General features: G+C 69.8%; 21 protein-coding genes. 9 read left to right on the forward strand and 12 right to left on the reverse strand.

The features are described from left to right. The first annotated feature begins 20 nt into the window (after positions 1-20). Positions 21-668 carry a bifunctional 4-hydroxy-2-oxoglutarate aldolase/2-dehydro-3-deoxy-phosphogluconate aldolase gene (locus OG496_RS52005; RefSeq protein WP_405976008.1) on the forward strand — a complete coding sequence of 216 codons (648 nt, stop codon included), beginning with the start codon at positions 21-23 and terminating at the stop codon, positions 666-668. Further along, complete coding sequence (locus OG496_RS52010; protein WP_405976009.1) at positions 665-1,660, forward strand: sugar kinase; 996 nt, start codon at positions 665-667, stop codon at positions 1,658-1,660. The genes OG496_RS52005 and OG496_RS52010 overlap by 4 nt, the downstream gene beginning before the upstream one ends. 19 nt (positions 1,661-1,679) lie before the next feature. Here the strand turns inward: OG496_RS52010 and OG496_RS52015 are convergent, their stop codons facing one another. The 11 genes from OG496_RS52015 to OG496_RS52065 form a co-directional block, all read right to left on the reverse strand. Then, positions 1,680-2,039 (reverse strand): hypothetical protein, encoded by a 360-nt coding sequence (locus OG496_RS52015; protein ID WP_405976010.1) that lies wholly within the window; start codon positions 2,037-2,039, stop codon positions 1,680-1,682. Positions 2,040-2,067: 28 nt separating this feature from the next. After that, positions 2,068-2,739, reverse strand: coding sequence for a SigE family RNA polymerase sigma factor (locus OG496_RS52020; RefSeq protein ID WP_405976011.1), 672 nt, complete (start codon positions 2,737-2,739; stop codon positions 2,068-2,070). A 153-nt stretch (positions 2,740-2,892) separates the two neighbouring features. Beyond that, positions 2,893-3,291, reverse strand: a complete 399-nt coding sequence (locus OG496_RS52025) for a hypothetical protein (protein ID WP_405976012.1) — start codon at positions 3,289-3,291, stop codon at positions 2,893-2,895. Between the two features lie 189 nt (positions 3,292-3,480). Continuing rightward, on the reverse strand, positions 3,481-5,208 hold the full coding sequence (locus tag OG496_RS52030) for an MOSC domain-containing protein (protein ID WP_405976013.1): 1,728 nt from the start codon (positions 5,206-5,208) through the stop codon (positions 3,481-3,483). 114 nt (positions 5,209-5,322) lie between these two features. Further along, complete coding sequence (locus OG496_RS52035) at positions 5,323-8,304, reverse strand: glycoside hydrolase family 2 TIM barrel-domain containing protein (RefSeq protein ID WP_405976014.1); 2,982 nt, start codon at positions 8,302-8,304, stop codon at positions 5,323-5,325. Positions 8,305-8,361: 57 nt separating this feature from the next. Further along, positions 8,362-11,091 carry an alpha-mannosidase gene (locus OG496_RS52040; RefSeq protein WP_405976015.1) on the reverse strand — a complete coding sequence of 910 codons (2,730 nt, stop codon included), beginning with the start codon at positions 11,089-11,091 and terminating at the stop codon, positions 8,362-8,364. Between the two features lie 29 nt (positions 11,092-11,120). Continuing rightward, the gene (locus OG496_RS52045) at positions 11,121-11,978 is read right to left on the reverse strand and encodes a carbohydrate ABC transporter permease (RefSeq protein WP_366496311.1); all 858 of its coding nucleotides are present in this window, start codon (positions 11,976-11,978) and stop codon (positions 11,121-11,123) included. Between the two features lie 26 nt (positions 11,979-12,004). Then, positions 12,005-12,952, reverse strand: a complete 948-nt coding sequence (locus OG496_RS52050) for a sugar ABC transporter permease (protein ID WP_366496310.1) — start codon at positions 12,950-12,952, stop codon at positions 12,005-12,007. Between the two features lie 7 nt (positions 12,953-12,959). Continuing rightward, complete coding sequence (locus OG496_RS52055) at positions 12,960-14,294, reverse strand: ABC transporter substrate-binding protein (RefSeq protein ID WP_366496309.1); 1,335 nt, start codon at positions 14,292-14,294, stop codon at positions 12,960-12,962. 256 nt (positions 14,295-14,550) lie between these two features. After that, the gene (locus OG496_RS52060; RefSeq protein ID WP_405976016.1) at positions 14,551-15,558 is read right to left on the reverse strand and encodes a LacI family DNA-binding transcriptional regulator; all 1,008 of its coding nucleotides are present in this window, start codon (positions 15,556-15,558) and stop codon (positions 14,551-14,553) included. Between the two features lie 119 nt (positions 15,559-15,677). Then, a complete protein-coding gene (locus OG496_RS52065; RefSeq protein WP_405976017.1) occupies positions 15,678-16,931 on the reverse strand; it encodes an ROK family protein in 1,254 nt (417 codons plus the stop codon). Between the two features lie 139 nt (positions 16,932-17,070). Between OG496_RS52065 and OG496_RS52070 the strand changes: the two genes are divergently transcribed. The 5 genes from OG496_RS52070 to OG496_RS52090 all read left to right on the forward strand — a co-directional run bounded on the left by OG496_RS52070 (position 17,071) and on the right by OG496_RS52090 (position 22,193). Continuing rightward, the gene (locus OG496_RS52070; RefSeq protein WP_405976018.1) at positions 17,071-18,357 is read left to right on the forward strand and encodes an MFS transporter; all 1,287 of its coding nucleotides are present in this window, start codon (positions 17,071-17,073) and stop codon (positions 18,355-18,357) included. Between the two features lie 55 nt (positions 18,358-18,412). Continuing rightward, a complete protein-coding gene (locus tag OG496_RS52075; protein WP_405976019.1) occupies positions 18,413-19,849 on the forward strand; it encodes a carboxylesterase/lipase family protein in 1,437 nt (478 codons plus the stop codon). A 72-nt stretch (positions 19,850-19,921) separates the two neighbouring features. Then, entirely contained in the window at positions 19,922-20,419 is a 498-nt protein-coding gene (locus tag OG496_RS52080) for a hypothetical protein (protein WP_405976020.1), read from the forward strand. A gap of 51 nt (positions 20,420-20,470) precedes the next feature. Beyond that, the gene (locus OG496_RS52085; RefSeq protein WP_405976021.1) at positions 20,471-21,067 is read left to right on the forward strand and encodes a hypothetical protein; all 597 of its coding nucleotides are present in this window, start codon (positions 20,471-20,473) and stop codon (positions 21,065-21,067) included. Positions 21,068-21,266: 199 nt separating this feature from the next. Then, positions 21,267-22,193, forward strand: a complete 927-nt coding sequence (locus OG496_RS52090; RefSeq protein ID WP_405976022.1) for an expansin EXLX1 family cellulose-binding protein — start codon at positions 21,267-21,269, stop codon at positions 22,191-22,193. Positions 22,194-22,204: 11 nt separating this feature from the next. On the opposite strand, the gene OG496_RS52095 is transcribed toward OG496_RS52090, so the two are convergent. Further along, on the reverse strand, positions 22,205-23,110 hold the full coding sequence (locus OG496_RS52095; protein ID WP_405976023.1) for a helix-turn-helix transcriptional regulator: 906 nt from the start codon (positions 23,108-23,110) through the stop codon (positions 22,205-22,207). A gap of 96 nt (positions 23,111-23,206) precedes the next feature. Here OG496_RS52095 and OG496_RS52100 point away from each other — a divergent pair, with 96 nt between their 5' ends. Beyond that, entirely contained in the window at positions 23,207-23,905 is a 699-nt protein-coding gene (locus OG496_RS52100; protein ID WP_405976024.1) for an SDR family NAD(P)-dependent oxidoreductase, read from the forward strand. A gap of 178 nt (positions 23,906-24,083) precedes the next feature. Then, positions 24,084-25,862 (forward strand): FAD-binding dehydrogenase, encoded by a 1,779-nt coding sequence (locus OG496_RS52105; protein ID WP_405976025.1) that lies wholly within the window; start codon positions 24,084-24,086, stop codon positions 25,860-25,862. The last annotated feature ends 26 nt before the right edge of the window (positions 25,863-25,888 follow it).

Raw genomic sequence — 25,888 nt, forward strand, 5'->3', positions numbered from 1 at the left:
ACAGGATGGGAATTCGTCACATGGATCTTCGAGCGGCCCTGGCCGCCCACCGCCTGGTCGCGATCATCCGCGGCAGCGATCCCGAAGCCGCCGTACGCACCGTACTGACCCTCGCTGAGGAAGGCGTCGAACTGATCGAGGTCTCCCTCACGGGCGCGGACGCCTTGTCCGTCATCGCGCGGGCCCGCAAGGAACTCGGCCCCGACCGCCCCCTCGGCGCCGGTACGGTCCTGACCGCCGACGACGCCCGTGCCGCCCATCGGGCCGGCGCGAACTTCGCCGTCACCCCCGCACTGGGGGACGGTATCCGCGAGGCGCACCGGCTCGAACTGCCGGTAATCGCTGGGGTGTTGACGCCCACCGAGATCCTCGCCGCACGCCCCCTCGGTGTCGCCGCCCTGAAGATCTTCCCGGCCGCGGAGGCCGGTGGCCCCGCCTATCTCAGGGCGTTGCGCGGCCCGTTCCCGCACGAGGTGTTCGTACCGGTGGGCGGCGTCGACGAGTTGGCCGCGCGGGAGTATCTGAAAGCCGGAGCGACAGCCGTCGGCGTCGGCTCACCCCTGGTCGGCGACGCGGCCGACGGCGGCAGCCTGACCGCGCTGCGCGCCCGAACTCGTGCCTTTCTCGCCGTCGTTGAGGAAGCCTCGTTCGTGCCGGAGGTGTCATGACGAACGGATGGCAGTCGGCCGGAGGCGAGGTCGTCTGTATCGGGGAGACCATGGCGGCCCTTGCCCCCGACCCGTCCTCCTCGCTGGAGTGTGCCGACGATCTGCGGGTTTCGGTGGCCGGGGCCGAGTCGAATGTGGCCATGTACCTGGCCGACCTGGGGATTCCCGTCTCGTGGCTCTCGGCTGTCGGGGACGACGCGTTGGGGCGGCGGGTGCGGGCCGAGGTGGGTGCGGCGGGCGTCGATGTGAGCGGCGTGCGGTGTGATCCGGAGCGGCCTACTGGGCTGCTCGTGAAGGAGCCGACCGGTTCGCGGACCCGGGTCCACTACTACCGCGGCAACTCGGCGGCCTCGGCGATGGGACCCGACGTACTCGACGACGACAAGCTGAGATCGGCCTCCGTCGTCCATCTCACGGGCGTGACACCGGCGTTGTCCCCGTCCTGCCGGAGCCTGGTGGCCACCGCGCTCACCGTCCCGGCCGCTGAACGGCCGTATGCCATCAGCTTCGACGTCAATCACCGCCCCGCGCTGTGGCCGCCCGGTACGGCCGCCACCGTGCTGCGCGACCTCGCCGACCGGGCCGACATCACCTTCGTCGGCCTCGACGAGGCGCGGGAGTTGTGGGGCGCGGACCTCCAACCGGCCGACGTACGGGCGCTGTTGCCCCATCCGCGCCTCCTCGTCGTCAAAGACGGCGGCCATTCCGCCATCGCCTTCAGCGATGAAGGCGTGCGGACCGTGCCCGCGCTGGACACGGATGTGGTGGAACCCGTCGGCGCGGGCGACGCGTTCGCCGCCGGAGTTCTGACCGGGCTGCTGCGCGGGGATGGGATAGAGCGTGCGCTGCGGTTGGGACACATCACGGCGGCATCCGCCCTCAAGGTGACCGCCGATCACGGTCCCCTGCCGGACAGCGCCCGGATCGAGCGGCTTCTTGAGCTTCCGACGAGCGAGTGGGCGGCCGGGGCCGGGAGCAGTTTCCGCGGGTGACCAGGTGCATCGCGCTCGGTCAGGGATTGAGTGATGCGGTGAACCCGCCCGACTCGGGAGGATCAGGTACTGCGTCGGTGGCGTTGGGGGTGGGTGACACCGACGGGCGGTTCGCGGGCCTGACCGGTGGCTCCCGGACCTCGTGCATCGCAACGAACAGGACGCCGATCACCGCGGCGGCCACGACGAGCAACGCGACGGCGGTGCGGCGGACGGGGTGGAGGGCCGGGATCCGGAACAACCGGGGCCGACCGGTCGGCGGGGCCGCGGGACGCAGCGTGTGCAGGTCGACGGAGTCGGCCCGGGCGCGCAGGGCGTTGCGCAGCCGTTCTTCGAGGGGGTCCGGAGGAAGCCCCGAACCGAGGTCCTGCTCGATCATCGGGACGCCTCCGGGGTCACGCGTGTCGTCATCGGGACGCCTCCAACTCTCGGCGCAGGGCTGCCAGTGCGCGGCTCGCGGTGGATTTGACCGCGCCGCGGGACAGGCTCAGGGTGTCGGCGATCTGGGCCTCGCTGAGGTGGGACCAGTACCGCAGGACCAGCACTTCGCGTTGCCGCCGGGTCAGTCGGTGCAGGGCGGCGATCACTTCTCCGTGCTCCTCGCGCAGCAGCACGGGTTCCTCGGCGGACGGGGCGTGCCCTTCGCGTTCGGGGACGTGGGCCCGTACCGTACGGCGGCGGCGCAGGACCGAGCGCGAGGTGTTGACCACGCTGGTGCGCAGATACGCGTCGGGGTTGTCGAGGCCGGTCAGGCGCTCGCCGTGGCGGCGGTAGAGCGCGGCGAAGACATCCTGCACGACGTCCTCCGCCGTGGGGAGGTCGTCCACCAGGAGCAGGGCCAGGCGGACGAGGGGCAGGCGGCGGTGGGCGTACAGCTCGTCGATACCGGGTGCGCGGAGGTCGGCGTGGACAGCCGGTGCGTCCGGCGCAACCGGGATGTCCTCGCGCCGCTGCGACACCCCGCGCACCAGGTGCCGTAGCGCCCGTCGCAGCGCGTCCGACCAGGTGCGAGCCGGGAGATGTAGGGGTCTGTACCTGCCCGTCGGTACACCGTAGGCCGGGGTCGTCGCCGCGTTCATGGATCTCCAGGACAGCAAGGTCGTCGTACAACCGCCCGGAATCACCGGACGGGCGGTGGAACCGCCCGGCAGGTACCCGGCGGCTCCACCTCGGCGCGGGCCGCGGAACGGCCCGTGCCGATCAGCGGCGCTCAGCCGCTTCTGCCTGCTCCGTCACCGCTTGGCCGGAGCGGGCTCGGCGTCCCTGGCGGAGTGGTCCGGGGCGGTGTCGCTCCCGTCGGGTACTGCCTCGACCGGGGCGCCGACGTTCGGGCCCGGGTCGACGCACTCGCCGCCCGGCACCGCGTCGACCGGGTCCTCGCTGAGGGTCGTGTACGACACCTGGTTGTCCTTGACGGTGTGGTCGACCCCGTTCGGAACCGCCTCGACCGGTTCCGGGCACAGCTCGCTGGACGTCACCTGGCTGGGCACCGGCGTGGGCTCGGACGCGGAGTTGTCGGCGTGGGCGGTGAACGAGCCGCCGATGGCGAGCGCGGCGGCGGCGATGACGCCCAGGGCGATCCGTACCCGTCCCGCGCGGAGGCTGCGGCGGACGGTCTGACCTGCGGACATGTGATTCCTCGAATCGTCGATGCTGACGGGACTGGCGAGCCGCCGCCACGGCTGGCTTCCCGTGACGAAGGCCCTGGCTCGGAGGCGCCTCCACCCGGACAGACGTTCCGAGGGCATCGAGGTTGCAGGTCGGAAGAGTCTTTTCTACGGCGAGTGCGCGACGGCCCTTGGGGGAGTGAGTGACGGCCCCTACATGTCCAGGACGATGTCCGTGCCGGGGCGGGCGCAGCAGATCAGGATCTCGCCGTCGGCCGGTGGCTCCAGGGGATCGGGGGAGTAGGTGATCGTGCCGGACAGCAGGGGCGTGACGCAGGTGTGGCAGACGCCGGTGCGGCAGCTCCAGCGGGTGGGTACGTCGCAGGCGTCGGCGAGTTCGAGCACACTGCCGTTGTTGTCGGCGTCGAACGGGACGGCGATGCCGCTGCGGGCGAACGTCACCAACGGGCCAGTTCCGGGCGGGCCTTGGGGCTGGTGAGGTGCGCGAGCGGGGTGGTCGGTGAGACCGGGGTTGATGGCGCCCAGGGTTCCGAACAGCTCGGCGTGGATGCGTGCGGGGTCGATGCCGGCCTCGGTGAGGGCCCGCCGCATGTCGGTCATGAAGGGGGCGGGGCCGCAGATGTACGCGGTCGCGTCGGCCGGGATCGACAGCGCGATGAGCTTGTCCTTCGTGAGGCGTCCCGGGGTGGCATGGGTGCGCTGCAGTTCCTCGGGGGTGGCCGCGCTGTAGAAGACGTGCTCGTGCGCGTCCGGCAGTGAGGTGATCAGGTCGTGTGCCTCGGCGGCGAGCGGGTGTTCCCGGGGGCCGCGGGCGCCGTGGATCCACCAGACCTCACGCTTGCTGCCTTGCGCGGCCAGCTGGTGCAGCATCGACAGCACCGGCGTGAGCCCGATGCCGGCGGAGACGAGGAGCACCGGTCCGTTGTCCTCGGCGTACACGAACTCCCCACGGGGCGCGGCGACTTCGAGGACGGCGCCCGGTCGTAGCCGCATGGTGAGGTAGCCGCTCGCCGTGCCGTGGGGCTCGTGTTTGACGCTGATCCGGTAACTGCCGGCGTCGGGGGCGGCGGAGAGCGAGTAGCTGCGTACCGGGGTCGGGCCCGTCGTGGCGGGGATGCGCAGGGTCAGGTACTGGCCCGCGCGGGCGGCCGGGAGCGGGGAGTCGTCCGGGGCGGTCAGCCGGATCGAGGTGACCGTCGTGCTCTCGGGGATCACGTCCGTCACCCGCAGCGCGCGGAAGCCGTCCCAGGCCGGGCGGGTGGTGGTCGCCGTACCGTCGGCTGCGGCGAGCAGTTCACGGAACGACCCCTGCCAGCCGGGGCTCAGCGCGGGCACGTCCAGGGCGAGGCGCAGCTTGGCGGGGTCGCGGCCGGGGAGGTAGAGCAGCGCGTCGGTGTCGGCCACGCTCAGCTCGCCGGGACCGGTCCTGGTCCGTACGATCCCGTCGCCGGCCTGCACCAGCCCCTCCCGCACGACCCGCATGTAGAACCCGGGACGGTGATGGCTCACCAGGAGCGCGGCCAGCTCGGGTTCGCCGAAGCGCATGCCGACGCGGTAGCAGGTGACGCGCGGCTGGGTGACCTCGAACTCGGCCTCGCCGATGCTGTACCGGTCGCCGATGCAGACCTCGTCGTCGAGCAGGCCGTCCACGGTGAGGTTCTCGCCGAACTGGCCGTAGCCGAGGTCGTCGCGGCCGAAGTGCCGCTGCCAGTGCCGGTACGACTGGATCTGGTAGACGAGCACGGCCCGCTGTTCGCCGCCGTGGCCCGCGGTGTCGCCCTGGCCGTCGCCGTCGATGTTGAGCCGGCGGACCATCGCGGGGCCGACCACCGGGTACTTCCACACGCCCGTATAGACGGTCTTGCCCTGCCAGGGAACGTCCTTCGGCATACCGACATTCACCGACAGCAGGGTGGGCACGGGGAACTCCTTCCCACGGGGAACTTCCCAAGAGACGACCGGTACGGCAGCCGTCTCCTCCCATACTGAGGGTGCGGTCCCCGGCGTGCGAGACCGCACCCTCTCCGTATCGGCCTAGTTCGGCGCTGTGATCCGGAGCCTGATCGTCCGGGCCTCCGGGCGCAGCGCGAACTCCGGCCACACATCCGGACCGCAGGCCCGTGAGCCGAGCCCGTGCTGGGCCGCGTCGACAAACAGCCGGCTCGTCGTCGATTCCGGCAGCTCGTAGGGGTGCCCGGCCTTGGCGATCTCCTGCGGGGTGTGCCGGGTGAGCGTGAAGCCCGGACGGCGACCGTGCGTGTCGGGGAGGGCCTCGACGCGCAACACTTCCGCGTCGCCGCTGGTCAGGGCCAGTCGACGCAGTTCGGAACGGTGACCGGTCTCCTGGGGGCGCGCGTAGTCCACCGAGAGGTCGCCGATGGTCGCGGAGAAACGGCCGGTGCGGGCCGCGCGCACGCTGTCGGGATACGACTCCAGCGGGCCGAGGCCGAACCAGTCGGCCCCGTCGACCGGAGCCGCGCCGTCGGGCAGGTCGAAACGCACCCCGATCCGCGGCCACACCGTCTCCCAGCCGTGCGAGGGCTGGATCTCCACCCGCAGCTCCACCTCGCCGTCGCTCTCGCGCAACCACACGGACTCCACCAGCACCGACAGGGCCGAGTCGGCGGCCGACACCTTGTCGACCGTGCGCAGCGCGTCCGCGCTCTGCTCCACGGACACTCGACGAGTGGTCAACCGGTCGAGACCGTCGCGACGCCACAGCTCGGCGTTGGAGACCCCGGAGACGCTCGCGTCACTCTCGTCGACATCGCCCCACGCGCCCTTGTCGTTGTCCGTCGGCGCGCGGAACAGCTCCAACCGCGGCCCCGCTACGGCGCGTTCGCCCAGCTTCACGAGAGACCCGCCGACGAACTCGGCGATGCCGAGCGTGAGTGTCCCGTCGCCGGGCTGCCAGTCGAACCGGCCGCGGCCACCGCGTACAGGACGGCGAACCGATCGGTCCAGCTGGGCAGTTGCGACGACATGCCCCTCAGGTGCCCAAGGGGTTGCCGTCGCCAGCACCGCGTCGATCGTCAGCCATGTCTCGGCATCCGGCGACACCGGAATCGACGGCAGCGACACCCGGCCCGAGTCGCCCGCCGCGACGAACGGGACCTCCAACTCCCCTGATTCCACGGCCAGTCCGTCGTGCTCGACCCGCCAGCGGAAGCGCAGGTCGGACGTGTCGGTCGTGTGCCGGAGGTTGGTGACCGCGACCTTGTCGCCGTCGAAGGCGAAGTGCACCGGCGATACGACGGCCTTGAACTCGTGGAGGCTCGGAGTCGGCACGTCATTGCTCAACACCATGCCGTCCATCACGAAGTTGCCGTCATGGACGACCTCTCCGAAGTCGCCGCCGTACGCGTAGTACGGCGTCCCGTCCGGGGCCGTGGCCAGGATCCCGTGGTCGCGCCACTCCCAGACGAACCCGCCGTGCAGGCGCGGGTGTTGGCGCACCAGCGCCTCGTACTGGTCGAACGCGCCCGGTCCGTTGCCCATCGCGTGCGCGTACTCGCACAGCAGGAACGGCCTGGTGCGCTGCCGGGCGCCCTGCGCGGGCGTGCAGTTGAGCAGCGGGGCGCGTGAACCATCGGTGCCGATCTGCTCGGTCTCCAGCACGGACGCGTACATGCGCGAGTAGACGTCGGTGTACTCGCCGGTGTAGTCGCCCTCGTAGTGCACGGGGCGTTCGGCGTCGCGGGCGTGGACCCACGCCGACATGGCGGCGAGGTTGCTGCCGGTGCCCGCCTCGTTGCCGAGCGACCAGATCACGATGCTGGGATGGTTCTTGTCCCGCTCGACCGTGCGCTGGACACGGTCGAGGTACGCCTCGCGCCAGGCCGGGTCGTCACTGGGATTGCCGACCCAGTCCACCTTGCCGAAGCCGTGCGTCTCCAGATCGCATTCCAGGATCACCCAGAACCCGAGCTCGTCGGCGAGGTCGAGCAGCCGGGGGTGCGGCGGGTAGTGGCTGGTGCGGATCGCGTTCACGTTGAACCGCTTCATCAACGCCAGGTCCTCGCGCGCGTGCGCCTCGTTGAACACACGGCCGCGCTCCGGGTGGGTCTCGTGCCGGTTCACGCCATGGAACACGATCCGGCGCCCGTTCACCAGGAACTGGTCCCCGCGGATCTCGACCGTACGGAAACCCACCCGCAGGGAGACGGTCTCCGCGGCCGTCGAGACGGTGGCGTCGTACAGACGGGGCAACTCGGCCGACCAGGGCTCCACTTCGGCGATGTCCACGGGCGCCACGTCGTCCGGCGTCGCCCAGACCTGCTCGACACCGAGTTCGGGAATGCGCAGGGTGACCGGGAACGCCGTAGCGGAGGCGACGACCTCAGCGTCGACCCGCCCGCGTCCGTCGTCGAAGCCGGTGCGCAGCCAGACGTCCTCGATGCCGCCCGCCGGACGGGCGGTCAGGGTGACATCGCGGAAGATGCCCGGCAGCCACCACTGGTCCTGGTCCTCGACATAACTGGCCGCCGACCACTGGTGCACCCGCACCGCGACAACGTTCTCACCAGGGCGTACGGCGTCCGTCACATCGAATTCGTGGGCGAGGCGGCTGCCGCTCGCGCCGCCGATCCCGACGCCGTTGACCCACACACGGAAGAGCGACTCGACGCCGTCGAAGCGTAGGACGACACGCTCGGCGTCCGACCAGTCGGCGGGGACGTCGAAGGTGCGGCGGTAGTCGCCGGTGGGGTTCTCGTCCGGGACGTACGGCGGGTCGATCGGGAACGGGAACTGGACGTTCGTGTAGATCGGGCGGCCGTACGCTCCGTCGCCCTCAAGTACCCAGTGGGCGGGCACGGGGATGCTGTCCCAGGCGTTGTCGTCGAAGCCGTCGGCCGCGAAGTCCTCCGCCGCCGACGCCGTGGGGGACAGGCGGAAGCGCCAAGCCCCGTTCAGGGAAAGGGAGGGCGCGTCGGAGTGCAGCCACGAGCGCGCCGGGCGCAGGGCGCCATGTCCGGGTGCGAGGTCGTAAACACGGGGGGAGGGCTCGGGAAGCAAGAGGTCACAACGCTTTCGTGGGTGCGGAACGGGTGCATTGCATTCGATCATGGCGGCCTATCGGAGCACGACGGTGCGGATCTCCCAGGGACCGAGGGCGAGTGACAGCTCGTCCTGGACCCGGGTGCGGGAGATCGTCCGGCCCAGCAGATCGACGGTGACGGCCTCGGCGAACGCCCCCGTCACGCGGACCGTCGACGCGGTGTCGCGCATCGCGGTCAGCCGCACCTCGGTGCCGGACCCGTGCTCGTCGTCGATGACACGGCGGACGGCCGAGACGAGGACGTCCTCGCCGTCGACCCTCAACCCCGCCATGTCGGGCGGCAGTTGACGCCCTGCCGGTGCGGTTCCGCGGGTGACCAATACGTCGTTGCGGAACTCCTCGGCGAGAGTCACCGCCTTCGCTCCGCGCCAGCCGGTCGCCGAGGGGACGACCGCGAACCTGTTCTCGATCCGCATGCCGAGGTCCTGCGCGCCGGGTACGGGGATCTCGCTCGCCGCCGGTTCGTCGCGCAGGGGGTGGATGTTGACACTGATCGAGCCGATCGCGCGCAGCAGCGTGATCGCGAGTTCGGAGCCGTCGCCGACGAGTTCGTACTCGCCGGAGTGGTCGAGCAGGACGGTGGCGGCCCCGGCCGACACGAACGAACCGGCCGGGAAGGTCGGCAGCGGATACTCGCCCCAGCCGCCCTCGGCGGTCAACCCGCGCTCGGTGACGGCGAATTGACCGGCCGACGCGGAGGTGGCCACCGACTCGGGCAGCGGTACGTGGAAGCGCAGCCGGTGGTCGGCGGACTGGTTGAGGAAGGACGTGGAGACCCGCACGAAGGGCTCGCCCGCGCGCACCTCCACGAGCGTCTCCACCAGCGTCGGCACGGTCTGCTCGCTGCGGAGATCACGGTCGGCGGAGAGCGCGGCCGGCCACGCGTAGACGCGGGTGACCCGCAGCCGTGCGCGCAACGGGCCGTTCTCGACGACCTCGACAGCGATCTCCGTCGGCTCGGAGACGAGGACGTCGTGCGCCGGGGGAGCGTAGTTGTAGCTGTCGCCCCGGTCACCGCCGTCGACGAGGCGGCCGACTCCGTACAGCACGGTGCCGTCGGGCCCGGTCAGATCCAGGGTGCCGTCGGCGGCGACCGCGACCTCGACCAGGCCGTTGGAGAGGGCGCGGTCCGTCGCCGTAGCGGGCGCGTGCGACGCTACGGCGACGGAGGCGCGGTCGCTCGGCTCGACCCGGAAGGACGCCAGCCCGGAGGCGGGAACGTTCACAGGGACAAGTGCGGTGGCCCGGGCTTCCTCCAGCGTCAACACCCGCCACTCACCGGGGTGTTCAGCTGCTGCTGCGGCCACCTCGCGGCGCAGGATCAGCAGGTCGAAGGGGCCGGCGGTCGGTACCTCGGCGAGGTGGAACACGAGGGCGCCGGGGGTGAGTTCGTAGTGGTCGATCTGGCGGCCGAACAGTTCGCGGCGGTGGATACGGCGCAGGACGCGTTCGACCTGGGAGGCGTCCATGCGCTCGTCGCTGAGGACGGTCGGGGCCTCGGAGATCAGTTGTACGGGGGCCGTCGAACCGTCGGCCGCGGTCGAGATCAGCGTGGTTCCCTCGGGCGGGGCCACGACGTCCACCTCGACCAGCGCCGAGCGGTCGAACGGCAGCGGGTTGGCGACCAAGTAGCCGTCGCTCGGGACCAGTTCGGCGGGCTCGGTGAGCGCCGCGTCCCGTACGGCACGCGCTGTCTGTGCGGCTTCGGCGAGGCGGGCGGCGACCTGGTCGCAGGTCTCGTCGGTGCCGGAGCCGACGACCGAGTCGTGTGCGGTCGACTCGATGATCTTGTGCCAGGCGAGGTCCAGGAACGGCGAGTCGTCGCGCCGGGACCACAGGGCGTTCATGCGCTCGGCGTGGTCGATCGTGCGCTCCGCGACGGCCATCCGCTGCTTGAGCCCGAGCCGCACGGAGAGCACGCCCGGGAGGATGTTGCCGCGCACATGGCTGCGCAGCTCACCGGTGACGACGGCGGACACCTCGTCGCGGACGTGTTTGCGGAGGTACTCGTCGAGGGTGGCGATGGTGATCGCGCGGCCCTTGTCGGCGGCTTGCCGTAGCCAGGAGGCGAGTTGGGGGTCGGGCGCGTTGTGGTCGGTGCCGGCCATCGCCAACACCGGGTCGTCGCCCCAGCGTTCGGCCGTCATCTCGGCGTAGTCGCCGAGCGCGCGGCCGATCCGGTCGGGGACCAGCAGGACGTCGAGGCCGTTGTCGTAGCCGTCGAAGAGGAACTCGGTACGGACCTGGGAGCCGTCCGGCGCACGCCAGTTGAAGGCGTGGCCCTCGACCGAGCCGGGCACTCCGCGCCACAGCGCCGCGTGCTCGATACCGGCACGCGCCAGGATCTGCGGCATCTGCGCGACGTGGCCGAACATGTCCGGCAGATAGCCGATCGGCATCGCGCCACCCAGCTCGGCCGCGACCGCCCAACCCATCCGCAGATTACGGACGATGGTCTCGCCGGAGCAGAGGAACTCGTCGAGCAGGATCAGCCACGGTCCGACCGCGAGCCGGCCCTCGGCGACCAGGGCCGCGACCCGCTCGCGGTTCTCCGGCCGCATCTCCAAGTAGTCCTCGACCGCGGCCATTTGGCCGTCGACGGTGAACCGGAAGTCCGGGTCCGTCTCCGCCGTCTCCAGTACGGTGTCGAGAGCGGCGACGAGCCGGTGCCGGAACACCTGGAAGGGCTCGTACCACTCCCGGTCCCAGTGGAAATGGGGCACGAACACAGCGGGGTTGGGCATCGCGAGAGGCACCTTCTGTGCGGGTACGGTCACTTGAGGGAACCGGCGGCGAGTCCGGTGCGCCAGAACCGCTGGAGCAGGATGAACACGATGATCACGGGCACGATGGACACCAGCGAGCCGGTGATCACGGACTCCTGGAGGAGCGGGGCGCGGGCGGTCTGGCCGTTCCACTCGTACAGGCCGAGCGTGATCGGGAAGAGGGACTCCTTCTGCAGCATCACCATCGGAAGGAAGAAGTTGTTCCAGATCGCGACGAACTGGAACAGGAAGATGGTCACCAGCGAGGGCGTCATCAGCTTGAACGCCACCGAGAAGAACGTGCGGAACTCACCCGCGCCGTCGAGCCGCGCCGACTCCAACAGCTCTTGCGGCACAGCGGCGTTGGCGAAGATCCGCGCGAGGTAGACGCCGAACGGGCTGACGATGCTGGGCAGGAACACCGCGAAGTACGTGTTGACGATGCCCGTCGCCGAGAACAGCAGGAACAGCGGGAGCGCCAGCGCGGTGGTCGGGACGAGGACGCCGCCGAGGATGACCGAGAACAGGAACTCCCGGCCACGGAAACGGAACTTGGCGAGCGCGTAGCCGCAGAGCGCGGAGATCAGCGTTCCCACGAGGGCGCCGAACACCGCGTAGATCACGGTGTTGACGATCCACTTGCCGAAGATGCCGTCGCTGCGGCTGAACAGGACCCGCAGGTTCTCGAACAGGTTGAAGTGCGAGAACGTCAGGCCGTTGGTGGCGGCGAGGTCGCCCTGTGGCTTGGTGGCGGCGACGATCAGGAAGTAGATCGGCAGCAGGAAGTAGATCGCCAGGAGCAGCATCAGGGCCATGGCGGCCGTACGGCTGACCTGGCTCTCGCGGTTCACGGATGGCTTGTTCATGGATCGGCCGCTCATGGATCGGTTGTTCACAGGCCGGCCCTCTTCGACGTCAGTCGCATGAACCCGAAGCTCAGCACGAAGGTGATGACGGCGATGACCACGGAGATCGCCGCGGCCTGCTGGTAGTTGTTCCCGGAGGCCACCGCATAGGCGAGCATGTTCGGCGTGAACGTGCTGGAGATGTTCGAGGAGATCTGCCGCAGCACGGCCGGCTCGGCGTAGAGCTGAAGCGTGCCGATGATCGAGAACACCGTGGTGAGGACGATCGACGGGGCGATGATCGGGACCTTGATCTGCCAGGCGATGGTCCAGTTGTTGGCGCCGTCGAGCTTGGCGGCCTCGTACAGCTCCTGCGGGATCGACTGCAGCGCCGAGAACATGATCAGCATGTTGTAGCCGGTCCACAGCCACGTCGAGATGTTCGCCGCCGACCACAGCACGGCACCCGGGCCCAGGAAGTCGGGCTTGAGCCCGATGTTGTTCAACAGGTCGACGACGGGGCTGAGTTGGGGCGAGTAGAGGTACGACCACATGATCGCGGCGATCACGCCGGGCACGGCGTACGGCATGAACGCGGTGATGCGGAAGACCGACTTGAGCTTCAGCAGGGGAGTGTCGAGGAGCAGCGCGATGACCAGGGCGACGAACAGCATCACCGGCACCTGCACGATGCCGAACAGGCCGATGCGCCCGACGCTGGACCAGAACTCGCTGTTCTGGAAGACCTTCTCGTACTGGTCGAAGCCGCCGAACGTCGTGTACGAGGTGCCGTACTGGCCGCCGGTGCGGCGGACGACGCGGACGCTCTGCCACAGGGCGTAGCCGACCGGTACCAGGTAGAAGAGCACGAACGGGAGGAAGAACGGGATCACGAACGCGAAGATGGTGCCCGCCCGGGGGCCGCCGCCGTTGAGACGGCGACGGCCCCCGGGTGATGCCACCACACGCGGCGCGCGGGGTGCGATGTCGGTCATTGCCCGGTCACTTGCCCGCCGCGGCCGGGATCGCCTGGTCCTTCATGGACTTCAGCGCGGCTGCCTGCGCCGTCGTCAGCGCGTCGTAGAGCGTGCCGTCACCGGCCGCCGCCTTGGCCATCGCGTCCTGCAGCGCGAGGTTCACCGTCTTCTGCGTGGGACCCCACGCGAAGCTGGTGTTGATCTTCTTGGACGAGTCGGCGAAGACATCGAAGATCTTCTCGTTGTTGTAGTACGGAACTCCCTTGGACAGCGCGGGGAGTTGGAGCCCCGCGTTCGCCGCCGGGTAGAGACCGCCCAGCTGGTTCTCCAGCGCGAGGGCCTCCGGGTCGGTGTTCAGCCAGGTGTTGAACTTGACCGACTCGTAGAGGTGCTTGCTGCCCTTCATGAACGCGACGGTCGAGCCGCCCCAGTCACCGGAGGCGCCGCTCGAACCCCACGTCGGCATCGGGACGATCGTCCACTTCCCGGACTGCTTGGGGAGGTTGTCGCGGAACATGCTGTAGCCCCAGGCCGCGCCGACGTAACTGGCGATCTGGTCCTTCTGGTACGCGGCGTACATCTGCGTCGAACCGTTGGCGAGGTCGGTGCGCACGAGCTTGCCGGAGATCAGCTTCTGCCAGTAGTCGGCGACCTGCTTGCTCTGGTCCGAGGCGACGGTGACCTGCCACTTGTTGTCCGAGTAGCTGTACATCTGCGAGTTGTTCTGCCAGAGCAGCCCGTTGAACCACTCGGCGTTGTTCGGGTCGAAGAACGTGATGTCGAGGCTGGAGTCCGCCTTGTGCAGCTTGGCCGCGGCGGCCGCGTACTCGTCCCAGGTGGTGGGGATCGCGATCTTGTACTTCTTGAAGATGTCACTGCGGACGTAGAGGGCCATCGGGCCGGTGTCCTGCGGCAGGGCGAAGACGCCGGTGCCGCCGAAGCTGGTCTGCGACCAGGTCCAGGGCACGAACTTCGACTTGGCCGCGGTGGCCGCCGAGCAGGACGAGGCGTCCACGAACGCGCTCTGGGTGCGCAGGTTGGGCAACTCGTCGTAGCCGACCTGGGCGAGGTCCGGCGCCTTGCCCGCCTTGAGGGCGTTGCTGAGGATGCCGTACTGGTCGTTGGAGATGTTCTTCGTCGAGACCTGGATGTTCGGGTTCTTCTTGTTCCACAGGGCGACGACCTTGTCCATGCCAGGAACGGTGTTCCAGTACTGGAGGGTGACCTTGCCCTTCGCCGGTGCGCAGGAGGCTGCGGATGTCTTCGTCGACGGCGAGGACGACGAGCATCCGGCGAGTACGGCGACGCTGGCGGCCACGGCTACGGCGCCGAGGCGGATGCGCGTGATTGTGCTGCTCATGGTTTCCGTTCCAGACAACGACTAGCGGCGGTGCTAGGCGGCTCGATGCTGATCCCGAGGGCGGGATGCCTTCTGGGTGGAAGGGACGTGGGCACACCATTTTCCTGAGGTCTAAGAGCGTCCCGTGAGCGCTCCCGTGAGCGCTCACGGGACTGCTTGCAGATAGACCTCGACATGCATTTTGGAATGTTCGGAAGTCTGCGCTTCGGCCCGGGCGAGTGTCAAGACATTCGGACCGGATGCGCACGAGTGGCGGTCAGGCGGAGCCGCTCAGCCGCAGTTCGCCCCGTACGACCAGGTCGTCGGCCGCAAGCGCTTCCCCTCCCGAGAGCAGCCGCGCGACCTGCTCGATGGCGAGGGCGCCGAGCCTGCGGGTGTCGAGGGCGACGCTGGTGAGCGGGGGCTCGACGAGCGCCCCGAGCTGCAGACCGTCGAAGCCGATGACCGCCAGCTCCTGCGGGATGCTCCTGCCGAGCCTGCGGGCCTCACGCAGGGCGCCGATCGCGATGATGTCGTTGAACGTGAGGACCGCGGTGACGTCGGGGTGGTCGGCGAGCAGTTCCCTGAGCGCCGACCCGCCGCCGTCGGCCGTCTGGTCCGCGGGGACCATCAGGCCGGCCTCGATCCCGTGGGCCGTAGCGGCCGTCGTGAACCACTCGTGCCGGATGCTCGGCTCGGCCCGGGTGTGGTGGTCGAGCATGCCGATCCGGGTGTGTCCCCGCGCGACCAGGTGGGCGACCGCGGCATGGACCCCTGCCGCGCCGTCGATCTGGATCGCGCTGAACCGCGTGCGCTGTTCCCGGCCGATGAGGACCACCGGCATGCCACGCGTGAACTTCTCCAGTTCGCTCTCGGGACAGCTGAAGTAGCCGATGACCGCGTCCACTTGGGAACTGATCACCTGGAGCGTGCCGAGCTCCTCCTCCGCCCGGTCCCCGGTGTCGTACACGACGACCTGCCAGCCACGGGTCCTGGCCGCCTCCAGCGCGGCGGCCGCGACCTCGGTGAAGAACGGGTTGAGCAGATCGGGGATCACCAGCCCGATGGTCATCGTGTCCTGGCGGACCAGACCCCGGGCGAACCGGCTCGGGCGGTAGCCGAGCGCGCGGGCGGCGTCGAGAACCCGCTGTTTGGTGACGCTGTCGATCTCGTCCTTGTCGTTCAGTGCCCGTGACACCGTCTGCCGGGACACCCCGGCGGACTTGGCGACGTCATTGATCGTGATTTTCCGGGGTTCCGTCCCCGTTGCCGACGGCACCACCATCGCCCACCTCCCGCTTCTCGCGAACGCCGGTGCGCGCGCAGAGCCCGAGTATGCATGTACGAGGGCGACCGGACGAAGCCACGACTGGAAGGTGGGGGACGATTTGTGTGGGCGTCGCGCTACGGGGACGGCACGGGAATCGGGGTCCGGGCGAGCGCCGGAACACTGGTGGGATCGTCGAGCAGGGCGTCCCGACAGGTCTGGAACGCGCCCCGCAGTGTGGCCTCGCCGCCGAGGACGCCGAAGGTGATCACCGGCTGCATGTCGGGCGCCAGGGCACGGCGTCCGGCGAGTCGTGCCTCCAGGCCGGGCATGAGCCAGGAGGCCCAGGTGGCGAGGTATCCGCCGAGGATGATCTCGCCCGCGTCGGTGACACCGGACACACCGAGGACGGCGGCTCCGAGCGCGTGCCCGGCCGTGCCGAGCCCGGCGACCGCGTCCGGATCGCCCGCGCGCAGCCGCCGGTCCAGCTCGTCCAGCGCCGCCTCGCCACCCTCCGACTCGGCTACGGCGTCCAACCTGGCCGCGTGGATGAGGGGTTCGGGGCCGATATAGGTAGCCAGGCAACCCCGTGTCCCGCAACGGCAGTCGGGGCCGTCGAGGGCGATCGGCAGATGTCCGATCTCACCCGCCATACCGTGACTCCCGCTGTGCACACGGCCGTTGACGAGCAGGCCGCCGCCCACGCCGGTGTCGGCCTTGATGTAGGCGACGGTGTCGGGGTGCTCGACGCCGTCGGTCGCGAGGGCGTGGTACTCGGCCAGCGCCGCCATGTTGGCGTCGTTCACCACATCAACTGGGCAGTCCAGCAAGGGGAGTTCGGCGACGACCAGGGCGCGCAGGTCGGTGCTGTGCCAGCCGAAGTCGATGGCGGCGGCGACCAGTTGGGAGGCTCCGACCACGGGTCCGGCCATGGCCACGGCGAGTTGGGCGAGATGGGCGTGCGGCGTCGCCTCTCGCACCGCAGCCTCGGCCGACCGCACCACGCAGCCGATGACCGCGGCCAGGGCGCGCGGATCGCCGTACGGCGCGTGATGGGGGGCCGACTCGCGGTGCAGGACGCGGCCCCGGAAGTCCGCCGCCATCACGTGTACGGACTCCAGAGTCACCTGCGCGGCGAGGATGACCACGCGCTCGGGGACCAGCCGCAGCAGCCGCCGGGGGCGGCCTCGCCCGGCGGACGGCACGGACCCCGCTTCACGCACCAGGCCGCGGTCGATCAGCTCCGTGACCAGCGCGGTGACGGTGGCGTGCACCAGTCCGGTGCCGGCGGCGACCTCGGTACGGGCGCACGGGCCGTGGGCGTCGAGGTACCGCAGCACGAGGGCCAGATTGCGGCGTCGTACGTCGGCGGAGTCGGCGGGGGCGTTCACGTCACCGATTGTGCCCCCGTATGACGGGATCTGGTCAGGGTGGCGAAGATATTTTTTTTCGAGTCTTGAAATAAATAAATCGGCGTGGCCATACTCCCGGCACCGGCAACGGTGCCGGTCCGTCCCCGTGGAGGCGTCCTTGTCCGCTTCGACCTCTTCCGCCCCCGCCACTTCCCGTACGGACGACACTCTGGGCAGCTCCCAGGTGAACGTCCTGATGTGGTCGATGGGTGCGGGATTCGCCGCTCTCTACACCGCCTACGCCGGTCTCGTCGTGGTTCTGCTCCCCGCTCAGATCCAGAACCTCGACGCCGCCGCGAAGGAATCGAACCTCGCGCTGGTGACGATGACCTCCTCCATCGTCACGCTCTTCGCCCAGCCGATCATCGGCGCCATCTCCGACCGGACCCGCGGCCGCCTGGGCCGCCGCACCCCCTGGATGCTGTTCGGCGCGGTCGGCTCGACCCTCGCCCTGCTGGCCATCTCGCACGCCACCACCCTGCTCTGGCTCACGCTGATGTGGGTCGCCGTCCAGGTGCTGCTGAACGTCATCCAGGCCCCGCTCACCGCCGTCATGGCCGATCGCGTCGCCCCGCGCCGGTTCGGCATCGTCTCCGCCTTCGTCGGCCTCGGCTCCAACCTCGGCGCCACGCTCGGCGTGATCGTCGCCGCCCGCTACGCCGGTCAACTCGGCCTGGGCTACGGCGTGATCGCCGCGATCGTCCTGGTGGTCGTGCTCGCGTTCGTCCTGCTCAACCGGGACCGGACCCACCCCGAGCCGCCGGAGCCCTTCTCCTGGCGGGAGTTCTTCAGCGGCTTCTGGGTCTCACCGCGTCAACACCCCGACTTCGCCTGGGCGTTCGTGGCCCGCATGACGTTCATCCTCGGCTACTGGGGCGTCGCCACCTACCAGCGCTACGCCCTCCAGGACTACGTCGGTCTGGACGCCGACGCCGTGGACAGCGCCCAGCAGCTGATGTCCGTGCTCGCCCTTGTCGGCACCCTCGCCGGCGCCATCCCGGCGGCGAAGATCTCCGACCGCACCGGCCGCCGCAAGATCTTCGTGGTCGGCGCGTCCGTCCTGCTCGCCCTGTCCATGGCCATCCCGCTGGTCAGCCCGACCCTGCCCGCGATGTACGCGTACGCGCTGGTCAGCGGCATGGGATTCGGTACGTACATGTCGCTGGACATGGCCCTGATGACCGAGGTCCTGCCCAAGGGCGCGGCGGCCGGCAAGGATCTCGGCATCCTCAACATCGCCACCAACGTCCCGCAGGCACTGGGCCCGATCATCGCCTCCGTCCTCATCACCTCGTTCGCCGCGGGCTCCGACAAACTCCCGGGCTACCGTGTCCTGTTCGCCTTCGCCATGGCCGTCGTACTGATCAGCGCGCTCGCCATCCGGCCGATCAAGAGCGTCAAATAGCGCACCGAGTATCGCCCCCAACCCGAACCCTCCACCTCCACAAGGAAGTTGCTCCGTGCCCCAGTCCGTACTCGCTGCCACGTCCCTGGGCCCCGTCCTCGGGACGTGGCAGCACACCACCGCCCGCTTCCTCGGCATCCCCTACGCCGAGGCCCCCGTCGGCGATCTCCGCTTCGCCGCCCCCGTCCCGACCAAGCCGTGGACCGAACCCCTCGACGCCACCCGGTACGGGCCCACCGCGCAACGCCGCCCTTTCATCCTCGACGGCCCCACCACCATCCCCGAGCCGTCGATACCGGGCGACGGGGTACTGAACCTCAACGTCTTCACCCCGGACCCGACCCCGGGCGCCGACCTGCCGGTCCTCGTCTGGATCCACGGCGGCGGCTACGTCGCCGGATCCGCCGCCAGTCCCTGGTACGACGGCTCCGCCTTCGCCCGCGACGGCGTCGTCCTCGTGTCCATCGGCTACCGGCTCGGCATCGAGGGCTTCCTCCACCTCGACGACGCCCCCGACAACCGTGCCGTACTCGACTGGATCGCCGCGCTGACCTGGGTGCGCGACAACATCGACGCGTTCGGCGGCGACCCCGGAAAGGTCACCATCGCCGGCCAGTCGGCGGGCGGCGGCGCCGCACAGACCCTGATGGCCAGCCCCTCCGCACACGGCCTCTTCCGCGCCGCGATCTCCCAGTCCGGCGCCGTCAAAGCCCCCCAGCACCGCCGAGATGCCCTCGCCGACTCGGCCCGCCTGACCCAACGCACCGGCGTCCCCGCCCTCGCCTCCGCCCTCCGCGACCTCACCGGCGACGAACTGCTCGCCCTCCAGGACGCGTTGGCCACACCCGCGGCAGGCCTCACGCTGGCGCCTTTCGCGGACGGGGAGTTGATCCCGGTCCCGGTCCCCGACGCCTTCGCGAACGGCAGCGCGGCCCCGGTCCCGCTCCTGCTCGGCTTCACCCAGCGCGAGTTCTACCCCCCGCCCGGAACCGCCCCAACACCCGTACCGACCGAGGCCGTTGACGCCATGCTGGCCGGCCACGGCCTGGGTCCCGACGCCGTGACGATGTACACAGCCCTCCAGGACAGGGCGGACCCGTCACTCCGCATGGGCCAGGCCCTGACCGACGCCATCTTCCGCGGCCCGTCCCTCGCCCTCGCCGAGTCCCACGCCCACCACCAACTCCCCACCTGGCTCTACCACTTCACCTGGGGCAGCGCCGCCCACTGCACAGAGATCCCCTTCGCCTTCGACCTCCTGAACGCGGAACGCGTCACGGCGGCGACGGGCCCGAATCCGCCCCAATCCCTGGCGGACGCGATGCACGCCGCGTGGGTCGCCTTCATCCGCGACCTGGACCCGTGTCCCAACTGGCCCCGCTACACCAACAAGCGCCGCACGACGATGACTTGGGACACCGTCCCGGAGGCTCTGGACGACCCGCTGAGCGCCGAGCGCCGTATCTGGACCACACCGCCGACCGCACCTTGAAAACCCGGTGGCGAAACGGCCACCTGGTCGTGGCACGATCGGCCTCCCATCAGCTGGACGGAGGCCGAAGCCATGACCGGGGAAGAGGCCAAGGCGCGGCTCGGGCGACTCGCCAGGGCTCGTGCCTTCGGCTGCCACGTGGGATCCGACCAGCTCATCCAGGCGGGCCTGGACGCACTCCTCGCGGATGTCGACAGCCCGTCCCTCGCCCTCCTGGCCGGCCTCGCACGAAGAGAGGAGCCCGAAGCACCCGAGCTCTTTGACCAAGTACTCAACGAACTGGGGCTGTCCTTCGAACCACCGGCAGACCCTACGGCCGCGCAATGGGCCCACGCCTACTGGCTGGCCGAGGAGATCACCGACGGCAGCCTCGATCCGGCCACCGGCGCCGATCTGATCTGGACCGAGGTCGCCGAGGCGCTCGACTACCCGGACGCACTCGCCCCGATCGTCCACTGCGCGATCGCGCTCGCCGGCCAGGACGACGACCGGACCGCGTCCTTCGAGGCTCTCCGACTCGACGCACTCCAGGCCGCGAGGGACCTGCTGGGCCACCGCCCCCCATCGTGAACAGCCAGATCATGCTTATGCTGCGCTGAGGCAGGGCGACGGGAGGCGTGTATGCACAAGCCCGGCATTCAGGTGCTGGTCAGGGCGACGGCGGCCGTGGTGGTGACGATGACCGCAGCGGCATGTGGGCACCAGGACTCGGCGACGACAGCAGCCCCGTCCGCGACCGCCTCCCCGGATTCCTCCGTGTACACCGCCGAGTTGGAGAAGAGCGACCTCTCCTGGAGCGGCAGCCCCAGCCCGTACAACGCGGAGGTGAAACTCGACGACGGCCGCCGCGTGGCCCTGCACTACCTGGACGGCAAGGGCCTCGTCGAGCAGCACTACAGCCCTCGGGCGAAGGCGTGGACCGAACCGAAAGTCATCTACCGCACCAAGACCGACGCGTGCCAGGGCATCCAACTGCGTACCAAGAACGGAACCGTCGCCGTGATCGCCGACTTCGGCTCCTACTGCTACGACGGTGAACCGCCGACAGAGTCCATCGCCGCCGTCGGCACCAGCAGCCTGACCGAGTGGAGCGTCAACGTCACGAAGGACTTTGATGGTTGGGAGCGGGCCACCGTCTCCGGCGACGGGCAGCAGGTCGTCTTCGGGCAGGACACAACTCTCCGTTGGAGCCGGGCCGACGGGTTCGAACGGCAGTAACTGGGCTTCAGGCCGGTGAGTTCGGTGGCGCGACCGCCGGCGGGGGTTGGTGCGCGTCATGAACCCCATAAGCACGACGACACGACACCTGTCCCCAACTACGCCCCCAGAGAAAGGGCTTGCCGCCGTCGCCGCGAGGCTGGCACGATCGCTGCCTTCCTCACCCCGAACAATGGGTGGCGGTCATCTAGGAGGTCCGGTGTCCAAGCGGTGGCTGTTCCTGTCGGCGGCCGCGGTGCTCATCGTGGTCTCCCTGGCCCTGGTGCTCCTGCCCGGCCACAAGAGCGGCGAGGAGGTCAAGGCCGAAGCCGGAAGCGCTGCGACCGAACCTCCCGCGACCAGCTCCAGCCCGGCCGACTCGCCGTCGCCGACCCGCACTTCCACCGCCTCCGCACGGGCGACCACCGCATCGAAGAAGCCGTCGGCGACCCCGTCCGCCCGCGCGACAACCAAAAAGCCGACCGCCACGTCGGCCACGAAGACCCGCCAACAGGCCTCCGGTACCGCTCCGTTGGCCGGACGTATCCGCCCCGGAGTCACCTACCGGGGAGTCGCCACCTTCTACGACGCGGACGGCGGCGGCGCCTGCCTGTACGACCCGAGCGGCGACGTCATGACCGGCGCGATGAACACCGCGGACTACGAGTCGTCCAAGGCGTGCGGGGCGTACGTACTCGTGCACGCGGCCAACGGCGCGACCATCACGGTCCGCATCACCAACGAGTGCCCGGGAGACTGCGCCCCCGGCCAGATCGACCTCAGCGCACAGGCCTTCGCCAAGCTCGCCGCCCCTTCGGCCGGCCGGATCCCGATCACCTGGAACCTGGCGAGCCCCAGCACCTCCGACACGATCTCGATCCGCTACAAGACCGGTTCCACCCCCTACTGGTGCGGCATCCAGGCGATCGGCCACCGAAATCCCCTGGCCCGCCTGGAAGTCGGCGTGGGCAGCGGCTGGCGTCAGTTGGAGCGCACCGACTACAACTACTTCATCTCCGAGGACGGCAGCGGCTGCGGCGGCGCGATCAGGCTCACCGACATCTACGGCGAACAACTCACCATCCCCGCACTCGCGGTGCGAGCGAACGTCACGCAGCACACGCAGGTCCAGTTCGCCAAGCACTGACCCGCTCGGAATCAGAAGGTGGGCGCGCGCACGCTGTCACCGGCCATCGCCCGCCGCAACCCGGCCTCGTCCGAACTCCCGGGCGCGGCAGTCAAGATGACGATCTTCAGGTCGGAATCGCCGTCCGTCAGGACATCACAGTCCACGTCCACCGGCCCGACCCCGGGATGCTCGACTGTCTTGCGGTCCTCCCGATGTGCGCCCACCGTGCCGCTCGCCCACAACCGTGCGAACGTCTCGTTGCCGGCGGTGAGTTGACCGATCAGCTCCGCCAGGCGGACGTCGTGCGGGAAGCGACCGGTGGCACGGCGCAGGTCGGAAACGATCGCGAGGTCCGAGGCGGCACCGTTCCGCACCAGCACCGGCCACGAGGCGACGCGTACGTCGGCGCCGGACCCGATCGGGAACCGCTCACGCGCGAAGTTCCGCTGCTCGGGCGGCTTGTCCGACGGGTCGCCGAGCAGCGCCGCCCACCCGGGGTTCCACCAGATCAGCTGCCAGTCGGCGGCGAACACGGCGACGGCGACGTTCCCGAGCCGGTTGAGCACCCGGTGCACCCCCGACGGCAGGTGATCGGGAATCGGCTCGCCGTTCGGCGGGACCAGCCCGGCCATGCGGTAGAGGTGCTCCCGTTCCACGGCGGTCAGTTGGAGGGCACGCGCGAGCGACGCGACGACCTGGGCCGAGGGCGCCGTGGACCGTCCCTGCTCCAGTCGCACCACATAGTCCACCGACATCCCGGCCCGCTCGGCGAGTTCCTCACGCCGCAGACCGGCCGCCCGCCGGGCCCGACCGGACGGCAGCCCCACGGCCGACGGGGACAACCGCTCCCGCCAGGCACGGATCGTCGCACCCAGCCCCAGACCCAGCCCGACCCCGACTCCTGACACCGGTTCCAGCCCCTCGTTCTTCGCCATGTCCTCCATCCTCCTCCACCTCCCGATCCTGGTAGTGCCGTTCCTGCGGTCGAGGCGTCCCTGGCAGCGCACCCGCGCGGTGGGCACGATCGACGCATGACCACCACGTTCATCACCGGAGCCAACAAGGGCCTCGGCCACGAGACCGCCCGCCGCCTCCTCGCCCTCGGCCACACCGTGATCGTCGGAGCCCGCGACGAGGAACGGGGTGCGGAGACCGCCGCCGCACTCGGTGCGCGGTTCGTCCGTATCGACGTCACCGACGACGCCTCCGTCACCGCCGCGGCAGCCGACGTCGCCGCACACGAAGGCGTCCTCGACGTCCTGATCAACAACGCCGGTGTGCACGGCCCGCACGGTGATCCCACCGACCTGACCGGCGCGGACGCGCTCGGCGTCTTCGACGTCAACGTCTTCGGTGTGGTCCGGACGATCACCGCGTTCCTCCCGCTGCTGCGCCGCTCACCCGACCCGGTGATCATCAACGTCAGCAGCGGCATGGGCTCGCTCGCCATCACCCACGACCCGTCGCGGATCGAGTCCTCCGTCGTCGCCCCGCTCTACACCGCGTCCAAGGCTGCCCTCACCATGCTGACCACCCAATACGCCAAGGCGCTCAAGGACGTTCGCGTCAACGCCGCCGATCCCGGCTACACGGCGACCGACCTCAACGGCCACAGCGGCCCCCAGACCGTCACCGAGGGAACCGACGCGATCGTGCGCCTCGCGACGGAAGAACCCGGCGCCGGCTCGGGCCGCTTCATCGACCGCGACGGCCCGCTCGCCCTGTCCTGAACCCCGCTCACCGCGTTCTGAACCCTGCTCACCCTGTTCTGAACCCCACTCGCGCAACACGGCCGACACAGCTTGGTTTCCCTGGGTGCTACCGGCGGTAACAACTGTGGTGTCGCGGCACGTTCCACGTGTCGGACACATCTCCCGCACCTCCCGTACCTGACCCGGAAGGCACCCCATGGAGAACTCGGCCCCCACAACGATCAGCAGACGAAGAGCCCTGACGGTGGCCGGCGGTGTCGCCGCCGGCGCCGCCCTCGCGGCGCACGCGGTACCGGCGTTCGCGGCCGACACCTCGTCCGCCGACGCCATCGTCGTCGGCCACGGCCTCGCCGGTCTCGTCGCGACCGCCGAACTGGTCGCCGCAGGAAAGAAAGTGCTGCTCCTGGACCAGGAACCCGAGTCCAACCTCGGCGGCCAGGCCTTCTGGTCCTTCGGCGGACTGTTCCTGATCGACTCCGACGAGCAGCGGCTCATGGGCATCAAGGACTCCCAAGAGCTGGCCTGGCAGGACTGGTTGGGCACGGCCGGCTTCGACCGCGGCATCGACGACCCGACCGGCCAGGACTACTGGGCCCACAAGTGGGCCGAGGCGTATGTGGACTTCGCGGCCAACGAGAAGCGGTCCTGGCTCTACGGCCTCGGCATCCGCTGGTTCCCGATAGTCGGCTGGGCCGAGCGCGGCGGCGGCCTCGCCGACGGACACGGCAACTCGGTGCCCCGCTTCCACGTCACCTGGGGCACAGGACCGGCCGTGGTCGAGCCGTTCGAGAAGCAGGTGCGGGCCGGGGTCGCCAGCGGCAAGGTGACCTTCAAGTTCCGGCACCGCGTCGACGAGATCGTCCGCACCAACGGCGCCGTGACCGGCGTCCGCGGCGCGATCCTCGAACCCAGCACCGCCCAGCGCGGCAAGGCCACCTCCCGCACCGTGGTGGGCGACTTCGAACTCAACGCCCCTGTGGTGATCGTTACTTCGGGCGGCATAGGCGCCAACCACGATCTCGTACGCCAGAACTGGCCGGCCCGGCTGGGCAACCCGCCCAAGACCATGATCACCGGTGTGCCCGCGTACGTGGACGGCCGGATGCTCGGGATCACCGCGTCGGCGGGCGGCCGTATCGTCAATCCGGACCGGATGTGGCACTACACCGAGGGCCTCAGGAACTACGACCCGATCTGGCCCGACCACGGCATCCGCATCCTCCCGGGACCGTCGTCGATGTGGTTCGACGCCACCGGCAAGCGGTTCTCCGCCCCCGACATGCCGGGCTACGACACCCTCCACACGCTGGGCTCGATCACCGCCAGCGGCTACGACTACTCGTGGTTCGTGACCACGAGCAAGATCATCGCGAAGGAGTTCGCGCTCTCCGGTTCGGAGCAGAACCCGGACCTCACCAACAAGGACATCCTGATGCTCCTCTCGCGCATCTGGCAGACGCCGGAGCCGATCGAGAAGTTCAGGAAGAACGGCGTCGACTTCATCACCGCCACCACGCTCTCCGAACTGGTCCTCGGAATGAACAAGTTGACTGGCGACGGCCTGATCAAACTGGCCGACCTCCAGCGGCAGATCGAGGCCCGGGACCGGGAGATCGACAACCCGTACTCGAAGGACGCCCAGGTGATGGGCATCCGCAACGCCCTTTCCTACCCCGGGGATTCACTCAGCCGCACGGCCGCGATCCACAAGATCCTCGACCCGAGCGCCGGACCCCTGATCGCCGTCCGCCTCAACATCCTCACCCGCAAGACCCTCGGCGGCCTCCAGACCGACCTCTCGGGCCGCGTCCTGGACGCCGCCGGTACGCCAATTCCCGGTCTGTATGCGGCCGGTGAGGTCTCCGGCTTCGGTGGCGGGGGAGTCCACGGCTACCGCTCGATGGAGGGCACCTTCCTCGGCGGCTGTCTGTTCTCCGGCCGCCAGGCGGGCCGTGCGGCGGCCGCCGCGATCTGAGTGTTACGGCCGCTCGCCGTCCCCTC

Source organism: Streptomyces sp. NBC_00988 (assembly GCF_045162645.1).
GTDB lineage: Bacteria > Actinomycetota > Actinomycetes > Streptomycetales > Streptomycetaceae > Streptomyces.

Bases quoted from the DNA above. Each gene is read 5' to 3' on its own strand.
- OG496_RS52015 (WP_405976010.1), bottom strand. From the start codon at position 2,039: ATGATCGAGCAGGACCTCGGTTCGGGGCTTCCTCCGGACCCCCTCGAA.
- OG496_RS52005 (WP_405976008.1), top strand. From the start codon at position 21: ATGGATCTTCGAGCGGCCCTGGCCGCCCACCGCCTGGTCGCGATCATC.
- OG496_RS52095 (WP_405976023.1), bottom strand. From the start codon at position 23,110: ATGGCGAAGAACGAGGGGCTGGAACCGGTGTCAGGAGTCGGGGTCGGG.
- OG496_RS52055 (WP_366496309.1), bottom strand. From the start codon at position 14,294: ATGAGCAGCACAATCACGCGCATCCGCCTCGGCGCCGTAGCCGTGGCC.
- OG496_RS52010 (WP_405976009.1), top strand. From the start codon at position 665: ATGACGAACGGATGGCAGTCGGCCGGAGGCGAGGTCGTCTGTATCGGG.
- OG496_RS52045 (WP_366496311.1), bottom strand. From the start codon at position 11,978: ATGAACAAGCCATCCGTGAACCGCGAGAGCCAGGTCAGCCGTACGGCC.
- OG496_RS52040 (WP_405976015.1), bottom strand. From the start codon at position 11,091: ATGCCCAACCCCGCTGTGTTCGTGCCCCATTTCCACTGGGACCGGGAG.
- OG496_RS52085 (WP_405976021.1), top strand. From the start codon at position 20,471: ATGCACAAGCCCGGCATTCAGGTGCTGGTCAGGGCGACGGCGGCCGTG.
- OG496_RS52080 (WP_405976020.1), top strand. From the start codon at position 19,922: ATGACCGGGGAAGAGGCCAAGGCGCGGCTCGGGCGACTCGCCAGGGCT.
- OG496_RS52020 (WP_405976011.1), bottom strand. From the start codon at position 2,739: ATGAACGCGGCGACGACCCCGGCCTACGGTGTACCGACGGGCAGGTAC.
- OG496_RS52060 (WP_405976016.1), bottom strand. From the start codon at position 15,558: ATGGTGGTGCCGTCGGCAACGGGGACGGAACCCCGGAAAATCACGATC.
- OG496_RS52100 (WP_405976024.1), top strand. From the start codon at position 23,207: ATGACCACCACGTTCATCACCGGAGCCAACAAGGGCCTCGGCCACGAG.
- OG496_RS52025 (WP_405976012.1), bottom strand. From the start codon at position 3,291: ATGTCCGCAGGTCAGACCGTCCGCCGCAGCCTCCGCGCGGGACGGGTA.
- OG496_RS52105 (WP_405976025.1), top strand. From the start codon at position 24,084: ATGGAGAACTCGGCCCCCACAACGATCAGCAGACGAAGAGCCCTGACG.
- OG496_RS52050 (WP_366496310.1), bottom strand. From the start codon at position 12,952: ATGACCGACATCGCACCCCGCGCGCCGCGTGTGGTGGCATCACCCGGG.